This window comes from Pseudomonas sp. FA117 (assembly GCF_057370475.1).
This window is the reverse complement of sequence record NZ_CM170675.1, coordinates 5,825,157-5,848,926: the sequence shown is the minus strand read 5'-3', so window position 1 is coordinate 5,848,926 and position 23,770 is coordinate 5,825,157. Positions and strand designations below refer to the sequence as shown.

Below are 23,770 nucleotides of genomic sequence, written 5' to 3'. Positions count from 1 at the left end.
CAGCACATGGACGTTCGCCGCTTCGCCTTCCTCGCCCGCCAGCCCTCCGCTCGCCTGCAGACGCGCGAGCACTTCTGCGGCCTGCCCAAACGCGGCCTGGCGCTGCTGCTGGCCAACGTCATGTTCTGGCAACCGCTGTGGGCCCAGGCCGCCGACGGCGTTGCGGTCAGTGCGCCGGGCACCAGCCTCGGCCAGGCGGGCAACGGCGTGCCGATCGTCAACATCGCCGCACCCAACGGCAGCGGCCTGTCGCACAACCAGTTCAGCGACTACAACGTTGGCCAGCAGGGTCTGATCCTCAACAACGCCACCGAGCGTACCCAGGCCACGCAACTGGGCGGCATCATCCTCGGCAACCCCAACCTGCAAGGGGCAGCCGCCAGCACCATCCTCAACGAAGTCAACGGCGCCAACCCCAGCCAACTGCGCGGCTATACCGAAGTGGCGGGGCAATCCGCCCGTGTCATCGTCGCCAACCCGCATGGCATCACCTGCAACGGCTGCGGCTTCATCAATACGCCGCAGGTGACCCTGAGCACCGGCAAGCCAGTGATCGACAACGGCCAGTTGAGCCGTTACCAGGTCGACCAGGGCAGCGTGACCATCGAAGGCGCAGGGCTCAATGCCGGCAACGTCGACCGTTTCGAGATCATCACCCGCAGCGCCAAGGTCAACGCCGAGATTCAGGCGCGCCAGCTGGCGATCATCGCCGGGCGCAACGACGTCGATGCCCAGACCCTTGCCGCGACGGCGCGGGCCGACGACGGCAGCGCCAAGCCGCAGTTGGCCATCGACTCCAGCGCCTTGGGCGGCATGTACGCCGGAGCTATCAAGCTGGTGGGGACCGAGGCGGGAGTGGGGGTGAAGCTGGATGGCCAGCTTGCTGCCAGTGGTGGCGATATCCAGCTTGATGCCAATGGCCAGTTGCGCATCGGCCAGGCCAGCGCCGCAGGCGATATGCGGGTGTCGGCTAGCGGCATCGACGCGCAGGGGGCCTTGCATGCCGGACGTGATTTGCAACTGGACAGCCGCTCAGACCTGGCCAACCGCCAGAGCCTGACAGCCACCAGGCAACTCAAGCTGTCGGCCACCGGTCAGTTGAGCAACCGTGGGCTGATTCAGGCAGGGATGCTGGCCGATGGCAGACAGACCGCCGACGGCGACTTGACCATCGCTGCCGGCTCGCTCGACAACCAGGGCCACAGCATCACTGCGAGCCGCGACTTGAGCGTGGAGGTGGCTGGCGCACTGGACAACAGCGGTGCGAGCCTTGGCGCCGGGAGGGATCTGCGGCTCAAGGCAGGTACGCTGGACAATCGTCAGCAAGGCAAGGTGTTGAGCAGTGGGCGTATGTCGCTCGAGGGTGGTCAATTGCTCAACGGCGAGGGAGGACGGATCACCAGCCAGGGTGCACTGAACGCAGCATGGGTGCATCTGGACAACCAGGCTGGCGAACTCTCCAGCCTGGAGGTGGTGGCGTTGAACCTGGGAGGGCTGGACAACCGTGGTGGTCGCGTTCTGGCCGCCGGGGGGCTGTCCCTGAACAGTTCGGGCATCGTCGATAACCGCGGCGGTCGCATCACCAGCCAGGCCGCACTCGATCTTGCAGCCAGCCGCCTGGACAACAGCCAGCGCGGCCAGGTCAGCGGCAACGGCGCGGTCGGCGTCAATGTCGGTCGGCTCGATCAGCAGGGCGGGCGCCTGACCAGCCTGACCGAGCTGACGCTGGACCTCAACCATGGCCAGCTGGACAACCGTGACGGGCTGATCAGCGCCCGCCAGTTGCAACTGCGCCAACTCGCCGACGTCGATAACCGTGCTGGGGAAATCTCCAGCCAGCGGGCGTTCGAACTGGTAGCCCGAGGTTTCGACAACAGTGCCGGCCAGCTGTACAGCGAACAGGCACTGGATGTACGTCTGGATCGGCTGTTCAGCAACCAGGACGGTCTTGTGTCGGGCACTGGCCTGACCCTGCAAGCACTGGCCCTGGACAACCAGCGCGGCACCGTGACCAGCGATGCAGGCCTGCTGGTGCGCGCAGGCGCGGCCATCGATAACCGTCAAGGTGAGATTTCCAGCGCAGGTACCACGCAGGTTCATGCAGGCAGCCTCGATAATCGAGGCGGCACGCTCACCGCTTCCGACACCTTGCAACTGACCCTTGCCCAGGCGCTGGACAACCAGCAAGGCGTGCTGGCCAGTGGCAAGGCCATGAGCCTGCAGGCCGCCAGTATCGACAACCGGGCGCAGGGCAAGGTTCTCAGCGACGGCAGCTTGCAGGTCAAGGTCGCAGGGTTGCTCGACAACCAGGGGCAGGGGCTGTTCAGCGGTAAACAGGTAATGAACATCGACGCCGGCCAACTGGATAACCGTGGCGGCCGTCTGAGCGGCAAGGACCTGCTGACCCTGCGCGGCGAGCGTTGGGACAATCGTGGCGGCAGGATCGATGCGCTGGGCGCCTTGGCGCTGACGCTGGAGGTTCTCGATAACAGCGACCAGGGGTTGGTCAGTGGCCAGGCCGCCGTGAGCTACAGCGGCCGCGAGCTGCTCAATCGCCTGGGTGTGTTCGGTGCGATCGGCCCGTTGCAACTGCAGGTCGAACATCTGGACAACGGCGCTGGGCGCTTGTCCACCGCCGGCGACCTGGACGCCCGTGTCGAACGCCTGGAGCAACAGGCTGGCACGCTCATGGCCCAGGGTAACCTGACCCTGCGCGGCGCCAGCCTGGACAACCGCCAGGGCGGTGTAGTGGCTGCCGGACAGGACCTGCATCTGTTCGTGGGAAGCGTTGACAGCCGCGCGGGCGAACTGTCCTCGACCCGTGCCATGACCCTCGAAGGCCAGCGCCTGGACAACAGCGCCGGCAAGGTGCTTGCCGGTACCGACCTGTCGCTGAAGGTCGCGCAGCTGATCAACCAGACACAGGGCCTGTTGCGTGGCGACGGCCAGCTTGTGCTCGAAGGCCAGGTGCTGGATAACCAGGGTGGACGTCTGTCGGGTGAGCGCGGTACGCGCCTGCAACTGGAGCAGGCGCTGGACAACCGCCAGGGCCTGATCACCAGCGAAGGCGATCTGGACATCACCGCTGCCAGCCTGGACAACCGTGCCGGCCGCCTGACCAGTGCCGGTGCGCTTGCCCTGATCAGCCAAGGCGAGCTGCTCAACCAGGGGGGGTCGCTGACCACCGAGGGTGAGTTGACCCTACGCAGTGCAAGCTTGGACAACCGTGGTGGCGAGATCGGCGCGCAAGGCGCCATCGACCTGTCCACCGGTATCCTGGATAACCGCGACGGTGCACGCCTGCTGGGCAATGACCGCCTGGGTATCCGCGCCGGACAGGTATACAACGGCAGCGCAAGCCGCATTGCCAGCGAGCGCGACCTGCAACTGAACGCCAGCGGCCTCGATCAGCAGGGCGGGCAACTGTTCAGCAAGACCGCGCTGACCCTCGACCTGAACGGCGGTGCGTTGCTCAACCACGGCCTGATCAATGCGCCGCTGCTGGTGTTGAACAACCTTGCCGAGGTGGACAACCAGCAAGGCGAGATCTCCAGCGCCCAGGCTTTCACTTTGACGGCCAAAACTCTGGACAACACCCAGGGCAAGCTCATCAGCCAGCAGTCTCTGACCCTGCGTATCGCCCAGGCCCTGGCCAACGTCAAGGGCCTGATAGCCGCCAATGGCCTGGATGCAAGCGCCACGGCCGTGGACAACCGCGAGGGCCTGCTCAGCAGCCGCGGCGGGCTGCTGCTGAACATCGCCCAGCGCATCGATAACCGCCAGGGCACCCTAGTGGGCGATGTAGCCGGCCAACTCACCGCGCAAACCCTGGACAACACCCAGGGAACCCTGTCGAGCAAGGGCCAGTTGCAGGTGCAGGCCGGGCAGTTGCTCAATAACGGCGGTTCGCTGATCGGCCTGGGACAGGTGCGCCTGCAAGGCACGCAACTGGACAACCGCCAGCAGGGCCTGATCGGCAGCAACGGCGAGCTGACCCTGGCGGTCGACCAGGTCGACAACCGTGGTGGCGAGATCACCAGCAAGGCGGCCATGAACCTGGTCGGCGAGCGGCTGGACAACAGTGAGGCGGGCCTGCTGGTGGCCGGTAGCAGCCTGACCCTGGCGCTGCAGCACCTGCTCAACCGCAGCCAGGGCCGTATCGAAGCGCAGACCGGCCTGACCCTCGAGGGCCAGAGCCTGGACAACGATGGCGGTCGTCTGAGCAGCCAGAAAGACATGACGTTGACCCTGAGCGGCCAGATGCTCAACCGTCTTGGGCTGATCAGCGCCGAAGGTCAAATGGTGTTCACCGCGCAGGGGCTGGACAACAGCCGGGGCAGCCTGAGCAGTGCAGCGGCCTTGCAGGTCAGTACCCGTGGTGCACTGCTCAACAACCGTGGCGAGTTGCTCACCGATGGCGACTTGACGCTGACAAGCGCCAGCCTCGACAACACTGATCAGGGCGTACTCGCCAGCAAGGGCGCATTGAACATCGTCACTGGCCAGTTCGACAACAGCCGCCAGGGCAGCGTCAGCAGCAATCGCACCCTCGACATCCGCGCCGGGCAACTGAGCAATGGTGCGGGCGGTCGTCTCGGCAGCCACGAAACCCTGACCGCGAAGGTCAGCGGCCTCGACCAGCAGGGCGGTAAGCTGTTCAGCGACAGCGCCGTGCATCTGGACCTCGGCAAAGGGCATTTGGACAACCGCGGCGGGCTGATCAATGCCCAGCAACTGCTGCTCGAGAACCTGGACACCGTCGACAACCGTGGCGGTGAGATTTCCAGTGCCCAGGCCCTTACCGTCAATGCCCGTCAGCTGGACAACAGCGATGGCCGCCTGCTGAGCAACCAAGCGTTGCTGCTGCGGGTCGGGCAACGGCTGGACAACCTCAAGGGGCTGGTCGCCGGGCAGACCCTCGATGCCCGTGCCGGCCTGGTGGAGAACAGCGGCGGTATTCTGCGCAGCCTTGGCACGTTGAAGCTGGACGTCGATGGACAACTGAGCAATCGCGACCAAGGCCTGATAGAGGCACAGGACGCACTCACTCTCGCCAGCACCGGCCTGGACAACGCTGGCGGCACTCTGCTCGGGCGCGCCATCGCCGTTGACCTGCGCGGTGCCGACCTGGAAAACGGTGCCGGCCTTATCACCACCGCCGGCCCTTTGACCCTGGCCAACCTGCGCAAGCTGGCCAACCAGGGCGGTGAGATCTCCACAGCCCAGGCGCTGCAACTGGTGACCCGTGAACTGGACAACCGCGCCGGCAAACTGATCAGCGAGCAGGTACTGGAACTTGGCAGCGCGGTGATCGACAACCGAGCTGGGCTGGTGTCGGGTTGGCAGGGCCTGACGATCAGCGGCCAGAGCCTGGACAACCGCGAGCAGGGCACGCTTTCCAGCCGTGCCGGCTCGGTGCAGGCGACCTTCACCGGCGCGCTGCTCAACAGCAGCGGCGGGGCAGTGGTGGCCCAGCAGCGTCTGGATGTCACCGCTGCCAGCCTGGACAACAGCGCCAAGGGCATACTCTCGAGTGGGGCGGGTCAGCGTCTTGTAGTGACAGGTGCACTGGCCAACCAGGATGGCGGACTGATCGATGCTGCAGGTGAACTGCAGATCGATGCGCAGTCGCTGGACAACCGCGACGCCAGCGTCAGTGCCAGGCAAGGCCTCGGCTTGGTCGGTACACGGCTGGACAACAGCAACGGCAGCCTGATCGCTCAAGGGCAACTGACGCTCGACTTGCTGGGTGAGCTGCGCAACCGTCAAGGCAAGCTCGCCAGCGGCGGCGATCTGCTGTTGAAGCAAGCCGGGCAGGTCGATAACCGAGGTGGCCAGATCGCTAGCCAAGGCTTGCTGACGGCGCTGGCAAATGGCTTCGACAACAGCCAGCGCGGCACTCTGGCGGCGACTAGGCGTCTCTCGCTGCGCAGTGGCACTACGCTCGACAACAGCGGTGACGGGCTGATCTACAGCCAGCAGGGCGACCTGGATCTGCACGCGCAAGACCTGCGCAACCGCGCCGGTACGCTGCAGGCAGAAGGTGCAGTGAAGCTTGTCGTCAACGACGAACTGGACAACCAGGGCGGCAAGGTCATTGCCCAGCAAGACGCCGTGGAAATATCGGCAGCGACCCTCGACAACCGCGGCGGTACGCTGGCCAGCCTCAAACAAGCCCTGAGCGTGACGACCACTGGTGTGTTGCGCAACGGTCGTGACGATGCGGGGCAGGGCGGTATTGTTCAGGCCCTGCGCCTGGAGCTGCAGAGCGCGAGCCTGGACAACCAGGGCGGGCGTATTGCCGCGCTGAACGGCGACGCTTTGTTGCGTACCGGTCAGTTGGACAACCGCGCCGGTGGCGTGTCTGCCAGCGGCCTGCTCAAGGTGTCGGGAACCGCTCTGCTCAACGGTGGCAGCGCACGGGGGGAGATGGTCGGCCAGCGCGTCGAGCTGGCCCTGGACGGTGCCTTGGACAACCGCCAAGGCATCATCGAAAGTACTAGCGCGCTGCAGATCAGCGCCGCCAGCCTGGACAACCAGGGCGGCCAGTTGCGTGCCCTGGGCACGACCGGCAACAGCCGGTTCGCCATTGGCGGCTTGTTCGACAACCGTGCCGGCGTGGTCGAGGTCGGCAACAGCGATCTGATCCTCGATGCCGGCGTGCTGCAGAACGTCGCCGGCAAGGTGGTGCATGCCGGTACCGGTACCTTCGATATCGACATGGCCAACCTCACGCGTGCCGGTGGCGACCTGCAGACCCGCGGTGGCCTGACCCTGACCGCCGACAGCTGGACCAACGCCAGCGCGATCCAGGCCGGGCGCCTGACCCTGAATATCAATCACCTGACCCAGAGCGCCGGCGGCCAACTGCTGGCCTTCGACAGCCTGGTGGGCAACGGGGTGGACTGGAGCAACGCCGGGCTGATTGCCAGCGACGGCAGCCTCAGCCTGAACCTGTCGGGCACCTACAGCGGCGAAGGCCGTGTCAGCAGCATGGGCACCTTGGGCCTGAGCGCGGTGCAGATGAGCCTGGGCGCCAACGCCAGCGTGGCAGGCGTCGGCAACACCACGGTCAGCGTGTCGGGCTTGCTGAACAACCAGGGGCGCCTGACCTCGGCGGCTGATCTGCTGGTCAACGCCGGCAGCCTGAACAACCTTGGCACCCTGGGCGGTAACCAACTGGTACGCGTCAACGCCGCCAACCTGCGCAACGACCACGGCCTGCTGTTCAGCGGTGCCGACATGCAGCTTTATACCGACAGCCTGAGCAACTTCTACGGGGATGTGTACAGCCTCGGCGGGTTGACCGTGGCGCGGGATGCAGCGGGGAGCCGGGCGAGTGTCCTGGAAAACATTTCGGGGAGCCTGGAAAGCGCCGGTGACATGCGCTTGAGCGCACAACGGATTGAAAACAGAAAAGAGTTGTTCGACGCGCCTGGCCAGCTGATGTGGAGTTCTATCGGATTACGTAGAACAGGCTCGGGATCGGGTCATCTGGTCGTGGAGAGCTACTACCAATCACAGCTCAACGCGGACTCTCCCGCTGCAAGAATCACTACTGGGCGTGATCTATTTGTACTTGGACAGACGTTGTTGAACAGTGCTTCGGTCATTGCAGCACAGGGAAATATTAGTGCGACTCTGGACACGTTCAGTAACAAGGGATCAACCCTGGGAAGTTACTCTCAACTTCAGTCATTCGAGATGCCGGGCTACCGGAACAAAGAGGCTGCGCGGTTCTGGGGAGAAGTCACACGCTACAACGCGACAAACGATCCTGCATATACGCTTGTGGAGGGCAATATACGTAAATCCCGGGTCGGCACCTTCCGATACTGGGACGAAAACTGGAACGCTTCGCGCATTCAGCCCTCCCAGCGTCTAGGCGGGACAGGTAGCGGTGACCTGATCACCTCGATTGGCTGGGTAAGTTATCGAAACGATTTCGGGCTTGGGATCTTCGAGGTTGCTCCCGCGTTCGATCCCGCCGCCGGTGTGCCGCTGCCAGCAGTGTTACGAGGTGTTGAACCGCTGACAACGAAGGTCGTTGCTGGGCCCAGCCAGGCCGGAGCTGCGAACGCAGTGGTACAAGCGGGTGGACGTGTGTCAATACAAGCCACGCAGGACTTGACCAACAGTGTCATTCAAGAGGGTAATCCACTGGTTGGACCGGGAACCAAGGCATTTGATCCAGGACTGCCGACAGCGTCGAACAAGACCCTGATTAACATCCACGCGCAACTTCCCCCCGACCTGGCACGCCAGCAGGTCAACCCCTTGGCCCTGGGCAACTTCACCCTGCCCACCGGCCAGAATGGCCTGTTCCGCCTGAGCGGCCAGGGTGGCGGCAGCCAGAACAGTTCCGCCGAAGGCTGGAGCCTGGGCGGCGCCGACCTTTCCGTGCAGGGGCGCCAGGCCACGGCGCCAGGCAGTCAGCCCGGTGCACTACAGACGGTCGATGCCACCACTTGGGCGCCGGGCAGCCAGCAGGTCGAGCGCATTGCCCACCAGGGCGGCCCGCTGGGTGGCAACGCTAGCGCCATTGGCGTCTACGCTCCCGGTGGCGGCGCGGTGGACACCTCCGTGCCCCAGCGCCATGGCGGTGCCGAAGGCCGCGAATTGACCGGTGTGGGCACGCTGGGTATCGACACCCGGCTGACGGTGCCGGGCGTCACCCGTATTCCCTCCAGTCAGTTCGTCGGCAAGCCGCAGAAGTACCTGATCGAGACCAACCCGGCGCTCACTGACCTCAAGCAGTTCATGAGCTCCGACTACCTGCTCGGCAACCTCGGTTATGACCCTGACCAGAGCTGGAAGCGCCTGGGCGACGGCCTGTACGAGCAGCGCCTGATACAGCAGGCGGTGGTCGCCCGTACCGGGCAGCAGTTCATCGACGGCCAGAACAACGGCGAGCAGTTGTTCAAGTACCTGATGGACAACGCCATCCGCAGCAAGGATGCCCTCGGCCTTAACCTGGGCGTTGGTCTTAGCGCCGCCCAGGTGGCGGCGCTGACCCATGACATCGTGTGGATGGAAACCCACGAGGTCAACGGCGAGCAGGTGCTGGTACCGGTGCTGTACCTGGCGCAGGCCGACAACCGCCTGGCACCTAGCGGTGCGCTGATTGCCGGCCAGGACGTCACGTTGATCGCCGGTGAGAACCTGGTCAACGCCGGCACCCTCAAGGCCAGCCAGAACCTTTCCGCCACGGCAGGCAAGGACCTGGTCAACAGCGGCCTGATCCAGGCCGGTGGTCGGCTTGATCTGTTGGCCGGCAACAACCTGGTCAACAGCGCCGCCGGCATCATCGCCGGGCGTGACGTCAGCCTGACTGCGGTCAATGGCGACATCATCAACCAGCGTGACCAGACCCGCCACACCATGACGTATGGCGGTATCAGCAACCAGCGCGACTACCTCGACAATGCCGCTCGCATCGAGGCCGGCAACTCGCTGAGCCTCAAGGCCGGTCAGGACGTCAAGAACATCGGCAGCGTGATCAGCAGCGCCGGCGACCTGTCGATCAACGCCGGGCGCGACGTCAGCCTCGTCGCCGTCGAGCAGCGCCAGGGCCTTGCCAGTGGCTCGGTGCGCAACAGCAGCGTCCAGCAGCACGGTGCGACCCTCGAAGCCGGGCGTGACCTGAACATCGCTGCCGGACGCGACATCAGCGCTGTGGCCAGCCGCATCGAGGCTGGGCGCGACATCGCGATGGCCGCCACCGGCGACTTGACCCTGACCTCCGCGGCCGACGAGAACCATACCTTCAGCCGCAGCAAGAAGGTCACCCAGTCGACCGACCGGATCACCCAGGTGTCCACCGAGGTCAAGGCCGGTGGAGATATCGCGCTTGCCGCTGGCCAGGACATGGCCATCGTCGCCAGCCAGGTCAAGGGTGCAGGGGATATCGAACTCGGAGCCACCCGCGACCTGACCATCGCCTCTGACCAGGACGAAAGCGCGTCCTATTACCTGAAAAAAAGCAAGGGCTCGTTCGGGCGCAGCAGTTCGACGCAGAAGGAGAGCTACCACAGCACCAACGTTGCCTCGGTCATCGAGGCCGGTGGCGATCTGACCGTCAACGTCAGCAAGACCGCCAGTGGTGGCATCGCCCTGGATGGCGGCCGCGACGTCACCGTGGTCGGCAGCCAGCTCAAGGCCGGCGGCGACCTGATGCTCGGTGCCGGCGGCGATGTGGCGGTGCTCTCGGGCGTCGAGGAGCATGGCGAGTTCAGCAAGAAGACCAAGTCTGGTTTCCTGGGCTTGTCCAAGAGCGGCAAGAGCCAGCTGACCACCACGGCCACTCAGGTCGGCAGCGAACTGGCCGCGGGCAACGACCTGGTGATCGCCGCGGGCAGCGATGTGCGTTTGCGCGCCAGCGAGGCCAACGCTGGCAAGGATGTCGAGCTGCGCGCCGGCTTGCTCGACAAGGACGGCGACATCGACCTGCTTGCCGCCAACGACACCGCCTACAGCCATTCGGAGCAGTATCGGAAGAAGACCGGCCTGTCGGCGTCCGGCGGGTTTGTCTCCGTGGCTTCGGCGAAGAAGGCCGGGCAGGAGGCGCAGAGCAGCACCAGCGTTGGCAGCCAGGTGCTGGCCGAACAGGATGCGAGCCTGCGTGCCGAGCGCGATATCAATGTGATCGGCAGTGGTGTCTCCGCCGGAGGTAACGTCAGCCTCAACGCCGGGCGCGACGTCAATGTGGCTGCGGCGCAGAACAGCCACAGCGAGCAGCAGTGGTCGACCAGCAAGCGCACCGGGATCGGTGTCTCCGGCAACGATAACGGTGTGAGCCTGTTCGTCGGTGCCGAACAGGCCAAGGCCCGCGATCGCCTCGAGCAGCAGCTCGCGGCGGCCAGCCAGATCAAGGCCGGGCAGGACCTGGATATCACCGCCAGGCGCGATATCAACCAGACCGGCTCGGACCTCGCGGCCAGCCACGACATCAGCCTCGACGCCGGTCGTGACATCAACATCGATGCCGCCCGCGAGCGGCAACTGATCGAGCATCAGCGTGAGCTTGCGCGCAACGGCCTTGGCGTGAGCGTCAATCACAACTTCGGCAGCACCAAGGATGCCGTCGATAACGCAGGCAAAGGCGAGAACGCCGTCAGCCAGGTCTCCGGTGTGCTGCGTGCGGTCGACTCTGTCAGCCAGTTCTTCGCCGGCCCCACCGCCGATGTCAAGCTCGGCAACAGCAAGCAGAGCAGCAGCGAGCAGCGGGTGGATCAGGGCAACCGGGCATCGAGCCTGGATGCTGGCAACGACCTGAAGCTCAATGCTGGCAACGACGTCAGCATCAAGGGTGGTCAGTTGCAGGCTGGTCGGGACATCGCCATCAGTGGCCGCGACATCGATATCGACGTGGCCAAGGGCAGCGTCAGCCAGGAGAGTCAGCAGCGCGAGAGCTGGGCTGGCATCCACGGCGGGACTAGCGGCGGCTTCAAGGTCGGTGTGGGCGGCAGCTATGGGGTGGCCGACCAGGACAGCGTCCAGGGTGGCTCGACTGCCAGTCAGTTGAGCGCCGGGCGCGACGTCAAGCTCGATGCGCGCAACGATGTGAACATCGTCGGTAGCCAGGTGAACGCCGGGCGAGATATCGCCATCGCGGCGGGCAACGATGTGAACATCCGCTCGGCGCAGAACGACAGCAACAGCCAGAACACCCGCCACAACGGTGGTGGTGAGGTCGGCCTCGGCTTTGGCGGCGGCAAGGTCGGCCTCTATGCTAGCGTGAATATCGGCAAGGGCGATCTGCAACGCGAGGGCCAGCAGCAACAGCAGGCCTATCTCTACGCCGGCGACCAGCTCAAGTTCACCAGTGGCAATGACACCACCATTGCCGGTGCGCAATTGCGCGGCGACGAAGTGATCGGTCGTGTCGGTGGCGACCTCAAGGTGGCCTCGGTCACTGACACCGGCAAGGTCCAGGGCAAGGAGTACGACCTCAGCGCGACGGTCTCGGGAGGGGTTGGTGTCAGCGTCAGTGGCTCGGTCGGCGCTGGCAAGACCACCGGCAAGACCGACTGGGTCCAGGAGCAGACACGCGTCACCGCTGGCAACAAGGTCGATATCCGTACCGAGCGACACACCCAGCTCGATGGCGCCGTTATCGCTGCCGACAATGGCAACCTCAAGCTTGATACCGGCACCCTGGGCTTCAGCGACATTGCCGGCAAGGACAAGGAGCACGGTTACTACCTGAACGCCGGCGGTACCTGGAGCAGCGGCGGTGGCGGGGCCCAGCAGGATGCCAGCCAGGTTGGCAAGGGCGACCAGGGCAGCAACGGCTGGAGTGTCAGTGGCTGGAAGTACGACAAGGACCGCGAGCAGATCGTGCGGGCCACGGTGGGCCAGGGCGACATCGTGGTGCGCGGTGATGCTGGTTCCGAGAAGGATTCGACAGCCGGGCTGAATCGGGATCTGGACAAGGCGTACGAGATTACCCGGGACCGGGAATCGCGTACGGATTTGTATGTCACGCAGAGTTCGCTCAGAGACGTTGCCAACCCAGCGCAGACGCTCGCGAAATGGAAGGTTGACCTCCAGACCTATGGTGCGAGTACGACCTTTACAGCGCAACGTGTGCTGGAAATGGTGGTGTCGCTTCAGTCGGTGGCTTCGGGTGAGTCTCCTGCCTCCGTTGCCAGGGGAATCGAGCAGAACGAGCAATATCGGCTCGAGCTATTGGAGTTCGCCAAGAACTTCATGCGGGTGGGAAGTGCGGATGCCGAGTTGCGAGAGCGTGGTATCGACGCAATGCTGTCGGCGTTGAATGTCCGGCATGACACAGAGGAGACAGCGCTGGTCCGACAAAAGCTCAATGAGCTGTCGGCCCAATCCCCTGAGGCGGCGCAGCAAATGGTCAAAGCGTTGCTGACACTGGGACGCGGCGACCCTCTGCAGCGGAATTTGATTGCGGTCCCTATCGCTGCAGAAACGGTGGTTGCATTAGGTGCCGCTACAGCGGTCTATCTGGCAACGCCGAATTCGGACGAAGCGCTGCAGAAAGCGGCTGAGTCACTTGAGGCGTCGCTGAAGGCGATCGGCAAGGACTCTGCTGAGCAGTTCGAACAGTCGATGGACCTGTTCCTCTTGCTCAACGGACGTTGGCGAGGCGGGTTCCCGATCAAGTCATTCGAGAGTAAGCCGAGGTATGAGAACCCTGCGGTGCAAGAGGATGGTACTCATCCTGCTAGCGGGGGGTACACAGGCGTTGGTCCGGGCGAAAATGTCACGCATACTGGCGGCAATCAGCTGGATGGGCAGCCGGGTAGGGAGATCTACGTCACTCCTGAGCATCAGCTGAATCCAGGGGCCGTTTATTCGGAGAGTGCTGGAGACGGCGGTGCAGGTGCAAAAGGCGCAGGTACTGCTCTAGAAACAACTAGTCCTGTGGTTGTCAGTGGTACGCGGGCAATTGATAAAGCGCAAAGTTACGAGAGTGGTCTTCGAGATCTATATGGTAGTGTTCCATATGAGGAGCGTCAGTACACAACTGTTATCAATGGGCAGCGTGTTAACGGTGTTGCGGACAATGTGACTATTGTTAATGGGCAGCGGACGGCTGTTGAAGCTAAGTTTGTAGAAGACTGGGGTAGCTCGCTTCGAAACCCTACTAGCCCAGTGGGCTCAAAGCCTTGGTCAGCTGCTGAGCAGACAAAAATGGTGGACCAGGCGAAGAAATATTCATCCGGTTTCGAGGGTGGCGTTATTTATCATACGAATAGTCCAGAGCTAGCAAGTCACTATTCGCAAGTGTTTACTGATGCAGGCGTGAAAAACTTCAAGTTTGTAATTACACCGGTAAAAAATTGAGGTGATATTTTGGCTAACCATATAGAAGAGCTGGAAAAGGTTTTAGGAGGTAAGTTAGAAAGGTCTGATGCTAGAGTCATTCCTGGAACGGATGGCGCGACCACCAGAGAGGCTATTTATTTTTCTGATGATGGGAAAAATAAATTTCGCAAGCAGTTTAAAAATATAACGTGTTTTGCTGAATCGCCGAATGCAGCTAGTGGTGGGATCAACGAGGCTGGATGCAGCATCACACCGACACATGGCCCGCTCTTTCATGCTGTCGTATATCACGGTGATATTGACGGCTGGAGAAAGGATATCGAAGCCGGTGCAGAAGGCCTTGGTTTGCTGCTGGCCCGAATCGAAGGTGATCAATTTGTTATTTCCGATGGTCGCTCGATCCCTCTGTCGGATTGCAAAATAGAGTTTTCTTGAACATTGCTTACGCCTCAACACCGGCCCTGCGCCGGTGTTGTTTATCTGCGTTAGCCTTTCCTCTTAGCTGCCCGCTTGTGTAGTGGTCAACTCATCCCGGACACGGTTTTGAGTTTTTCTTCAGCTTTTGCCGGAGCCAGTCCATTGTTGAACTGATGAGGTCGAATCCAGTTGTAGTGGCTCATCAGGTATTGGCCAATGTCTCGTTGAGCTTGCTGCCCGGTCGGGTAACCCGTGGTCGGTATCCACTCTGATTTCAAGCTGCGAAATACTCGATCCATCGGTGCATTGACGCTCCTATGTCAACCAGCGCTCCTCGACTCGCTCAAGTCGGCCAAAATCAGTGGATATAGGCCTCGGATGATGTAGCGCTTCAGACATCTTTGTATTTCCTTGCACGACATCCCTTCGGCCGTTCTGCGCGCCACATACGCCTTGGTTCTCGGGTCACTGCGCATTCTTACCATCGCGATAGTCCATAGCGCATTGTTGGCGGATCGATCCCCCCCACGATTCAAGCGATGACGCACCGTTTTACCAGATGATGCGGGGAGCGGGTTAACACCACAGAGCGCAGCAAGAGCGGACTCACTTTTCAGTCGCTCAGGGTTATCCCCTGCAACGGAGATTAAAGTGGCCGCTGTCTGAGGGCCAACACCGAATTGACTACGAAGGCGATGTGCATACTGCTGCGTTAGCGAGTCCAGCGTGTCATCTAGCTCCTGCAACTCTGCCGCAAGGGCCTGCCAGCGTTTAGCCAGAAGTCTAAGCGATGTAGTCAGGGCGCTCAGGAATGGGGCGTGCCCCAGTGAGCCAATGTGTGCACAGTTGTCGACGCAAATCGCAGGTTTGACGTCCCAGAGCCGCTCTCTGATTTCTTGAGGAGCACTGACCAGCAGTGATCTGATCTGGTTGATAGCTTGTGTTTTAGCTTTCACCGCACTTCGGCGGACGACAGAAATCTCCCTCATTGCCTCGGCAGCGCCTGAATGGGTTTTAGCGATGGCAGTGGCGCTCCCCGCCAGCACCGAACGAGCTGCGCTTTCCGCATCGGTAGGGTCTGACTTTCCCTCCAATCTGCGCTTGCATCGATCAGGGCGGTTCACTTCAAAAACAGCAATGCCGTGTTCGCGAAGTACAAGTGCAAGCCCAGCGCCGTACGTACCAGTGCCTTCGACGCCAGCCCGCTGGAGCCACCCGAATGACCTTGCCCAAGTCAGCAACTTAAGGTAGCCGCGAGTCTGTGTATCTACAGCAAGAGTACCTAACAGCTGCCCATTCACGTTGATCAGGGCGCCAACATAGACATCCAGATGCGTATCCACACCTAGGATGACCTCAGTGAGTTTTGCAGTGTTCATGCGTAATACCTCTGAGTTTACGCACTACCGACCTTGGACGCAGGACAGGACTCTCGCGGTGCAGCACAAAGCTCCTATTAAGTCACAGACGCCAAGCCTGGCAGTGCCAGGGAACGTCAGCGATCAATCGACAGGTCAACACCAAGGCATCTAGCTAGCCAATCCCAGCACGAGTCAGATTGAGCTGACGCTCTTGAGCATAGTGAACTGAGAATCCCAGCAGTTGCCTCGGCGACTCATGCTCTGGCGCATGCGATAACGCCACAGTCTCTGGCGGAACAGACGGCTGCCATATTGCGAACCCTGGTCGGAGTGGAACAATAGTCCTTGAGGCTTTCCGCGCTGTTCGTAAGCCACCTCCAGCGCTTTGACTACAAGGTCTGCATCCGGCTTTTCTGATAAGGCCCAACCCACCACTCTGCGTGCATAGAGATCCAGGACAACTGCCAGATAGTGCCATTTGTCCTGTGCCCAGACATAGGTGATGTCGCCACACCAGACCTGATTTGGCGCGTCGACATCAAACGCCCGGTTCAAGATATTCGGAATATCTGGCCGCTCCACTGTTGCCTTTTTGTACGCAAGCGACCCTGGCTGCTTGCTGACCAACGCCAGCTCACGCATCAGCCTACGCACCTTGAACCGCCCGATTTTCTCACCCTCTTCTTGCATCATCATCTTGATACTACGGCTGCCGGGCGCACTTCGTCCGTGTGTGAACAGCTCATTCACTCGACTACGTAACCTCAGTCGCTCAACGTCCGGAGTTCGCTTTCTATGACGATGTGCGTAGTAACTAGAGCGAGTGACTTCAAACACTTCGCACAAGCAATCAACGGGCTCATGGTCGCTGAGCTGGCGGATCAGCGCGTACGCTCGAGATCTTCCGACATCAAGAGCGCGGTAGCCTTTTTTAGTATCGATTTCTCGCGTTCAAGTCGCGTGATTCGGGCTTCCAACTCTTGGATTTTTTGCTGCTCTGGCGTCAGCGCTTTGCTGGCCGGCGTGATGCCACCGCGCTCCTGTTGAAGCTGATTAACCCACCGACGCAGGGCCGATTCCACCAAGCCGAGCGAACGGGCCGCTTCGGCATGGCTGTAGCCTTGATCGAGCACCAGGCAGGCGGCTTCGCGCTTGAACTCAGGGGTAAAGGTACGGCGTTGTTTGGTCATCGGACACCTCTCTGTGGCGAGCATTCTCGCCTAAATGGGTGTCCGGGGTTAGTAGACCACTACAAAGCGATAAAGCACATCGAGTCAGCAAGCAGGAGCCCCCACGCCAAACCCCCGCGGCGCAAGCCTTTACCCAAGGCTACCCCTGGTGAAACCCAGGTGGTGTTCGCGAAGTATGTGGAGGAAATGAAGTCGGGTAAGCCTAAAAAAACCAGCTGAAAAAGTGCCTAGAGGATGGATCGTGTAAACCACTTTTTTTACCTGTAAACCTAGGTGGTTTACAGGTAAAAAAAGTGGTTTACACGACCATCAGCGGTCCGCTGCGTATGACCGCTTTCGACTCAAAGCTGCCCTTCACGGAAGGCAGCTAACGGCAAAATCTATCGTTTTGATCAGCAGTAATTCCTATAAAGCGGCCGTTCGACGTGTCCGCTATCGTAAGAGCGATTTTGGATTTCGCCAAAATAGTGTAAAACCTTTCAGAACGCGTTTGGCTGATAGAATCAAACCGAAAGATGCTTCTACTTGATTGATTGGGAACAGGTCGGCAATGAGATGCCAGTCAAGCGATCTAAAAACCAAGAGCAACCCATCATGCTATCAACAGAAGACCAGGATTTCATATCAAATGAAATGAGCATTTCGCTGGAATCCATTAGATCCAAACTCAGCGAGCATGCTTTATTGCCATATACAGATCGTCTTGAGTCTGCGATTTCTTTCTTTATACGTTCAATTCTAGCTCAAAATAAATATGGATATTTATTTTGTGGGGGTTCATTCCAGCTCAGTCCGGCTCAAGTGCAAATTAATAATTATAGCGCCAGGTTGTCTGAAGATATTTCAGACACTGAAGCATTATCGGTCCTTGACACATTGAGGTATGCATTTTACTTGTTTGCCCGCAATGGACTTCATGAGCTGTTTACGTGCCAGGAAAATGTGGGGTGGTATCCCAAAGTAATTCTAAAAAAAGATTTAAGGCCGAACGACATTAGCGATCTGCCAAGCATGGTTACTCTATACAGAGGTACAGATATTGCCGAGCACAACACATCGAGCTATGGGCAGTCATGGACTACGTGCAAAGAGATAGCCCATCTTTTTGCTTTTAAGCATTACGTGGGCGAGCCTTCGTTTAAGGTTGGCAATAGAGTGATTTTGATAACAAGAATCTCAAAAGAGTATGCGTACTTTTCCAATCAATCCGGTGAGTTCGAGGTTGTTATAGACGTTGGAAAAATTTCATGCGTCGAAGTGGCCTAGTTATCATGCTCATCGCGTTGCCGTGAAAAAAGCCCGCGTCAGGAAGTTATTTTTATCGCAAGGAGGACTTTTATGAGTGGTATTGTTTCTCGAATCAATCAAGGAAGGTATGACTCTGAGCAGAGTCTACTGAATCTACGTGACAACGCCATTAAGAAGTGTAGAGTTGATGTTCTTGACTCGGTAAATCAGCGCCTTAAAAAATGCCATCCAAAAATCTACGAGCGACTCGTGGGGCCGCTTCATGAGCGCAATAGAGACAAGAAGTTCAAATGCTATTGTAATAATCCGCAGAGCCTGTACGAAATTTATCGAGATATCATAAATGACAACGTTCATTTTCATTCGTTAATGTGTGATGAGTGCTGGCAGAAAGATATTGCAAAAACTTGGGGTTACTATGGCTGGGCAAGCAAATTAATTCCACAGAAAACATGGGACGCTTTGTGTGAAAAACGTGCATATGAAAAGTTTGTTGAGTGAGTGTACCTAAATTTAGGTTTGGTTGAGCGACTTCTTCTGGCCGATAGCTGTCCCCCAACGAAGGGCAGAAATCGGTCAGAATTAGCCGGCCCTGCAGAGGTTTAAGATCCTTGATTTGGGGCCTGAAGGTATCTTGGTCATTCAGACGTGGAGATGTGTGGGACCAGAAGAACTCCCGGGTGGCGCAGTAACAGATCATAGAGTCTGGTCGAGGGGGAGACTATTCTTCCCACCACAACGAACGGTGATGCTTGTAAATAGCAACGCGTTACAACAGAACAGAGGTCCGCGCCTCTCTAACCCTTTGGATTTATTGAGTTATGACCAGCTCGACTGAACGATCAATAAAGAATCGACCAACTCAGCGCCGAGGCATACGAAAGGCTCGCAAGGATGACTTGCCGTTTATTAAGGAATGGCTTGCTCTAGAGGCTCGTGGTAGCCAAGGATTTATCCATAACTGGCGGATGATTGAGTCTGCCTGCGTTGAAGGTGAGATGCTGGTCTGGGTTGATAAAGAAGGCCCAGTCGGTTTCCTCACCCGAGGTATATCGCCAAGATCAATTCTCCAGGTTAAGACCGATCGGAAGCGGCATGGGATAGGCCGGGCACTAGTTCAGCGGGCGATAAAGATCGAAGAGGCACGAGACAATGCTGTCTTGATTGTCTTATGCGAACCCACTACTTCGATTGAGTTCTGGAAAAGCATGGGCTTTGAAACTCACCGAAATAGTCCGCATGACCGCGATGTATGGATGCAAAGGGTATCGACTAAACGCCACTCTCATGTCTCCGGGGATGAGATGGTCCTCATCACCATCCAAGTGTTCGCTGAGTGTGTCCTATACAACGAGAATGCACAGCGAGATGTCATCCCCGACCGCGTCTATCATGTGCATGGCCAATGCGATGAGAACACGTACGACATCGCCTTGGTCCACCGTGTCTCCATCAGCCACGAGCCAGCTCTCAAAGATCCGGTCGTTGAGATCAATATGGACGGTTTTGAGATCCTTCCCAAAATGAAGGTTAAGCGAGAAGCGGCCAAAGCTGCAGGGTTCATTAAAACTGATTACGGCTGGTACATTGACGTGATCAGGAGAACCGCTGAGCCAGAGGTGTAGGAAAGTTTATTGGGAAGGACAAACATGGTTGTGCTGCCAGAACACCGCAGTGAAGTGTCAGCTACCGGTCTGCTGACGTTGCTGACCATAGCCCTGGGTTTGATCTCGCAGAAACGGCGGAGGGCGTACACCTCTCCTCGTGCTAGCAATGCGCTGAGTAACTGAGCTACATGTTGAAGCGCCCGAACTCATTCGAAACGGGCGCTTCGCTTCATCTTTCAGCTAGTGATCGGTCAAAGTCGAGGTTTATTTGTGCTCGACATGTTATCCAGGTGATATGCGTTTGCGCCTGATTTTAGGAGCTCAGCTTCCTGACGCAACGCATCCAAACGCGCCGCTGCGCCTCAGCTGCAGCCCCTCGTATTTCAAGCTGCTTTTGGACTGTCTCAGCTTCAATCGTATCCATCTTCGCGTTTACCGCATCGTGCTTCGATTCGAAATAGTAGAACGATTGGTGAATAACGGTGCTCTGGTCGGCAATCAGAGGTCCCGGCGAGCGGAGCAACACAACCAATGCGAGAAATAGGATTCGGTTCGTTGGCGACGAAAACCGCAGAGCGGTTTTTGTAGCTGTTTTTTTTGCTTTGGTAGGCATACGTAAGATTCTCCTTGCACGTGACATGGCCTGATTCGTAAGCGCCATGACAAAGCGAATGCTCTGCAATGAGTATTTACAGTTTTGAATTTCAAGGTCTTTCGGTGTGTCTGAAGCGCTCAAGAACGCCACTTTTAACCCCTTCGATAGCTAATCGATCGTCCCAAACCGATGAGGAGAATCCAGCTCTGTTTCCCCTACGCTATGAATGTCATTCTCCGAATCGCTCGTTTCCAGCTCCAAAGGAGTTATCCCTCGCCCCAATAAAAGGTAAGCGTCCGGCGAACTCACCTTCCGAACTCCCGCTTTAAGGGCGATGGTGTCCGCGTATTTTTAAGCGGACGCGATCACCCTTATCGCCAGGATTTCCATGCGCCAACGAAGCTCTTATCCGAAACCGTTCAAAGCCCAGGTCGTTCAAGAATGCCTGCAACCTGGCGCATCCATTTCCAGTGTCGCCATCAGCCACGGCATCAATGCCAACGTCATCCGCAAATGGATGCCGCTCTATCGAGATCAGCCCGCAGCGACTTCACTGCCGGCATTCGTCCCGCTAAAAGCCGCACCTAAACGGCCAGTCGAAGCGTCAGTGACCATCGAGTTGCCCATGACTGGACAGCTGATCACGGTGAAATGGCCAGCCTCGGATCCCGAGGGCTGCGCGCAATTTATTCGGGCTGTCGCTCAATGATCCGCATCGATGCGATCTGGCTGGCCACCGAGCCGATGGACATGCGCGCCGGCACCGAAACGGCATTGGCCCGGGTGATTGCGGTGTTCGGTGCGGCGAAGCCGCACTGCGCTTATCTATTCGCCAATCGCCGGGCTAACCGGATGAAAGTGCTGGTGCACGATGGCGTCGGCGTCTGGCTCGCAGCGAGACGACTGAACCAAGGCAAGTTCCATTGGCCCGGCATGCGCCACGGCGGCGAGGTCGAACTCGACAGCGAACAACTCCAGGCTTTGGTACTGGTGTTGCCGCTGACCGAAAACTGACCCAGTAGAGGCTGTTCTGCCGACTGAAAACTGACCCAGGTGTTCAACTGCTTCTGCTCAATTTTTGAGCAGGAGAACACAGGGTGATCAGTATGGAAATGATGGGCAAAATCCGCCGGATGTATTTCCGCGACAAGCTGTCGCTGCATGAGATAGCCAAGCGCACCGGGTTGGCGCGCAACACGATTCGCAAGTGGGTCAGAGCACCTGAGGCCAAGCCGCCGGTCTACCAACGCCGCGCGATCTTCAACAAACTCAGCCCTTTTCACGCCACGCTGGAGCAGGCGCTAAAAGCCGATTCGCTGCGGCCCAAGCAACAGCGGCGCAGTGCCAAGGCGCTGTTGGCGCAAATCAAAGCCGAAGGTTATGACGGTGGCTACAGCCAGCTCACCGCGTTTATCCGTGCCTGGCGAGGGGGACAGGGCAAGGCGTCGCAGGCCTTTGTGCCGCTGACCTTTGCTCTTGGCGAGGCGTTTCAGTTTGACTGGAGCGAGGAAGGCTTGCTGGTCGGCGGCATTTACCGGCGTATGCAGGTGGCACATCTGAAGCTGTGTGCCAGCCGTGCGTTCTGGCTTGTGGCGTATCCGAGCCAGGGCCATGAGATGTTATTTGACGCCCATACACGCTCGTTCGGCTCCTTGGGCGGCGTGCCGCGCCGGGGCATCTACGACAACATGAAGACCGCCGTCGACAAGGTCAATAAGGGCAAAGGCCGGGCGGTGAATGCGCGCTTTGCGGTGATGTGCGCGCATTACCTGTTCGATCCGGACTTCTGCAACGTCGCCGCTGGTTGGGAAAAGGGCATCGTTGAAAAGAACGTGCAAGACAGCCGCAGGCGTATCTGGCTAGACGCCCAGGACTGCCAGTTTCACTCCTTCGAGGAACTCAATGCCTGGCTGGGCCAGCGCTGCCGCGCGCTTTGGAACGAGCTGACGCACCCTCAATACAGCGGTCTGAGTGTGGCCGAAGTGCTGGAGTTGGAGCGCGCTGAACTGATGCCTGTGCCAGCGCCATTCGACGGTTACGTCGAGCGGCCTGCGCGGGTCTCCAGCACCTGCCTGGTCAGCGTCGGGCGCAACCGCTACTCGGTGCCGTGTGAGTACGCGGGTAAGTGGGTCAGCAGCCGTTTGTATCCGACGCGAATCGAGGTGGTGGCTGACGACGCGCTGATCGCCAGCCATGTCCGCTTGCTGGATCGCGACCAGGTCAGCTATGACTGGCAGCACTACCTCCCGCTGATCGAACGCAAGCCCGGTGCGCTGCGCAACGGCGCGCCCTTTGCTGATCTGCCGGCGCCGCTGCGTCAGCTTAAGCACGGTCTGGGGCGTCATGCCGGCGGTGACCGGATCATGGCGCAAGTTCTGGCTGCCGTACCGGTCGCCGGGCTCGATGCGGTGCTGGTGGCTGTTGAGCTGGTACTGGAAAGCGGCAGCCTGAGCGCCGAACACATCCTCAATGTCGTGGCGCGCCTGGCCGCGACCGAACCACCACCCAGCGTCGAAACCCACTTGTTGCTCAAGGAAGCCCCCGTCGCTAACACGGCGCGCTACGACCGCCTGCGTGGCCAGACCGAGGAGGTCGGTCATGCGTGATTTGATGGCGGAACTCAAGGAGCTGCGCCTGCACGGCATGGCCACGGCCTGGGCGGAGTTAACTGCACAGGGTGAGTCGAACACAGCCTCGTCCAAGTGGCTGCTCGAACACCTGCTGGAACAAGAGCACACAGATCGCGCCATGCGCTCGGTGAGCCACCAGATGAACATGGCCAAGCTGCCGATGCACCGCGATCTGGCCAGCTTCGATTTCAACGCCTCTAGCGCCGACGCACGCCTGATCAGCGAGCTGGCCAGCCTGGCCTTTACCGGCACCGCGCAGAACGTGGTGCTGATCGGTGGGCCAGGCACCGGTAAAACCCACCTAGCCACCGCGCTGGCCGTGTCCGGCATCACCCGGCATGGCAAGCGCGTGCGCTTCTACTCCACGGTCGATCTGGTCAATCTGCTGGAGCGCGAAAAACACGACGGCAAAGCCGGGCGGATCGCCCAGGCACTGCTGCGCATGGATCTGGTCATCCTCGACGAACTGGGTTATCTGCCGTTCAGCCAGGCTGGCGGTGCGTTGCTGTTTCACCTGCTGTCCAAGCTGTACGAACACACCAGCGTGGTGATCACCACCAACCTGAGCTTCGCCGAATGGTCGAGCGTGTTCGGCGACGCCAAGATGACCACCGCCCTGCTGGATCGGCTGACCCACCACTGCCACATCGTCGAAACCGGTAACGAGTCCTATCGCCTGCAACACAGTAGCTTGGCGGCCCAGGCCAAGATCAAATCACGGGAGCGAAAGCGTAAGGGCGGCCAGGAACCGGAGGACGATGAGTCGTTCTGATTTCATGGCGACGACGGCCTGCTACATGGCTGCGTGTGGCAGGTCTTAAACAACTGAACTGGGCTAGCGAAGGAGTGGGGGCAACAGCAGCTGCGCTGGTAGACTTATCCACAGTTGCTGGTAACAAAATCAGCAATCCGCCCTGGG

At 59.7% G+C, this 23,770-nt stretch carries 11 protein-coding genes and 2 pseudogenes; 9 read left to right on the top strand and 4 right to left on the bottom strand.

Annotation, left to right across the window (positions count from 1 at the left end; translation table 11 throughout):
* The first annotated feature begins 6 nt into the window (after window positions 1-6).
* Together AC1TXO_RS26645 and AC1TXO_RS26640 are read left to right on the top strand one after the other, a co-directional pair.
* Window positions 7-13,821, top strand: a complete 13,815-nt coding sequence (locus AC1TXO_RS26645; protein ID WP_486404473.1) for a hemagglutinin repeat-containing protein — start codon at window positions 7-9, stop codon at window positions 13,819-13,821.
* Between the two features lie 9 nt (window positions 13,822-13,830).
* On the top strand, window positions 13,831-14,238 hold the full coding sequence (locus tag AC1TXO_RS26640; RefSeq protein WP_486404472.1) for a hypothetical protein: 408 nt from the start codon (window positions 13,831-13,833) through the stop codon (window positions 14,236-14,238).
* Between the two features lie 86 nt (window positions 14,239-14,324).
* Here the strand turns inward: AC1TXO_RS26640 and AC1TXO_RS26635 are convergent.
* The 3 genes and pseudogenes from AC1TXO_RS26635 to AC1TXO_RS26625 form a co-directional block, all read right to left on the bottom strand.
* Window positions 14,325-14,528 (bottom strand): annotated as a pseudogene (locus AC1TXO_RS26635) (IS3 family transposase); the annotation flags it as partial.
* A gap of 12 nt (window positions 14,529-14,540) precedes the next feature.
* Window positions 14,541-15,599 (bottom strand): IS110 family RNA-guided transposase, encoded by a 1,059-nt coding sequence (locus AC1TXO_RS26630; RefSeq protein ID WP_486402449.1) that lies wholly within the window; start codon window positions 15,597-15,599, stop codon window positions 14,541-14,543.
* A gap of 210 nt (window positions 15,600-15,809) precedes the next feature.
* Window positions 15,810-16,771, bottom strand: a pseudogene (locus tag AC1TXO_RS26625) (IS3 family transposase); the annotation flags it as partial.
* A 525-nt stretch (window positions 16,772-17,296) separates the two neighbouring features.
* Here AC1TXO_RS26625 and AC1TXO_RS26620 point away from each other — a divergent pair.
* From AC1TXO_RS26620 to AC1TXO_RS26610, 3 genes are all read left to right on the top strand, one after another.
* A complete protein-coding gene (locus tag AC1TXO_RS26620) occupies window positions 17,297-18,037 on the top strand; it encodes a hypothetical protein (RefSeq protein ID WP_486404471.1) in 741 nt (246 codons plus the stop codon).
* Between the two features lie 72 nt (window positions 18,038-18,109).
* Window positions 18,110-18,520, top strand: a complete 411-nt coding sequence (locus AC1TXO_RS26615) for a hypothetical protein (protein ID WP_486404470.1) — start codon at window positions 18,110-18,112, stop codon at window positions 18,518-18,520.
* Between the two features lie 320 nt (window positions 18,521-18,840).
* The gene (locus AC1TXO_RS26610) at window positions 18,841-19,644 is read left to right on the top strand and encodes a GNAT family N-acetyltransferase (protein ID WP_486404469.1); all 804 of its coding nucleotides are present in this window, start codon (window positions 18,841-18,843) and stop codon (window positions 19,642-19,644) included.
* A 295-nt stretch (window positions 19,645-19,939) separates the two neighbouring features.
* On the opposite strand, the gene AC1TXO_RS26605 is transcribed toward AC1TXO_RS26610, so the two are convergent.
* Window positions 19,940-20,362 carry a hypothetical protein gene (locus AC1TXO_RS26605; protein WP_486404468.1) on the bottom strand — a complete coding sequence of 141 codons (423 nt, stop codon included), beginning with the start codon at window positions 20,360-20,362 and terminating at the stop codon, window positions 19,940-19,942.
* A gap of 247 nt (window positions 20,363-20,609) precedes the next feature.
* Between AC1TXO_RS26605 and tnpA the strand changes: the two genes are divergently transcribed.
* The 4 genes from tnpA to istB all read left to right on the top strand — a co-directional run bounded on the left by tnpA (window position 20,610) and on the right by istB (window position 23,623).
* Window positions 20,610-20,930 (top strand): IS66-like element accessory protein TnpA, encoded by a 321-nt coding sequence (gene tnpA / locus AC1TXO_RS26600; RefSeq protein WP_486404467.1) that lies wholly within the window; start codon window positions 20,610-20,612, stop codon window positions 20,928-20,930.
* Window positions 20,927-21,235 carry an IS66 family insertion sequence element accessory protein TnpB gene (gene tnpB, locus AC1TXO_RS26595; protein ID WP_486404466.1) on the top strand — a complete coding sequence of 103 codons (309 nt, stop codon included), beginning with the start codon at window positions 20,927-20,929 and terminating at the stop codon, window positions 21,233-21,235. The genes tnpA and tnpB overlap by 4 nt, the downstream gene beginning before the upstream one ends.
* 92 nt (window positions 21,236-21,327) lie before the next feature.
* Window positions 21,328-22,827 (top strand): IS21-like element ISPst3 family transposase, encoded by a 1,500-nt coding sequence (istA, locus tag AC1TXO_RS26590; RefSeq protein ID WP_486406806.1) that lies wholly within the window; start codon window positions 21,328-21,330, stop codon window positions 22,825-22,827.
* Window positions 22,820-23,623 carry an IS21-like element ISPst3 family helper ATPase IstB gene (istB, locus tag AC1TXO_RS26585; protein WP_486402275.1) on the top strand — a complete coding sequence of 268 codons (804 nt, stop codon included), beginning with the start codon at window positions 22,820-22,822 and terminating at the stop codon, window positions 23,621-23,623. Before istA ends, istB begins: the two co-directional genes overlap by 8 nt.
* The last annotated feature ends 147 nt before the right edge of the window (window positions 23,624-23,770 follow it).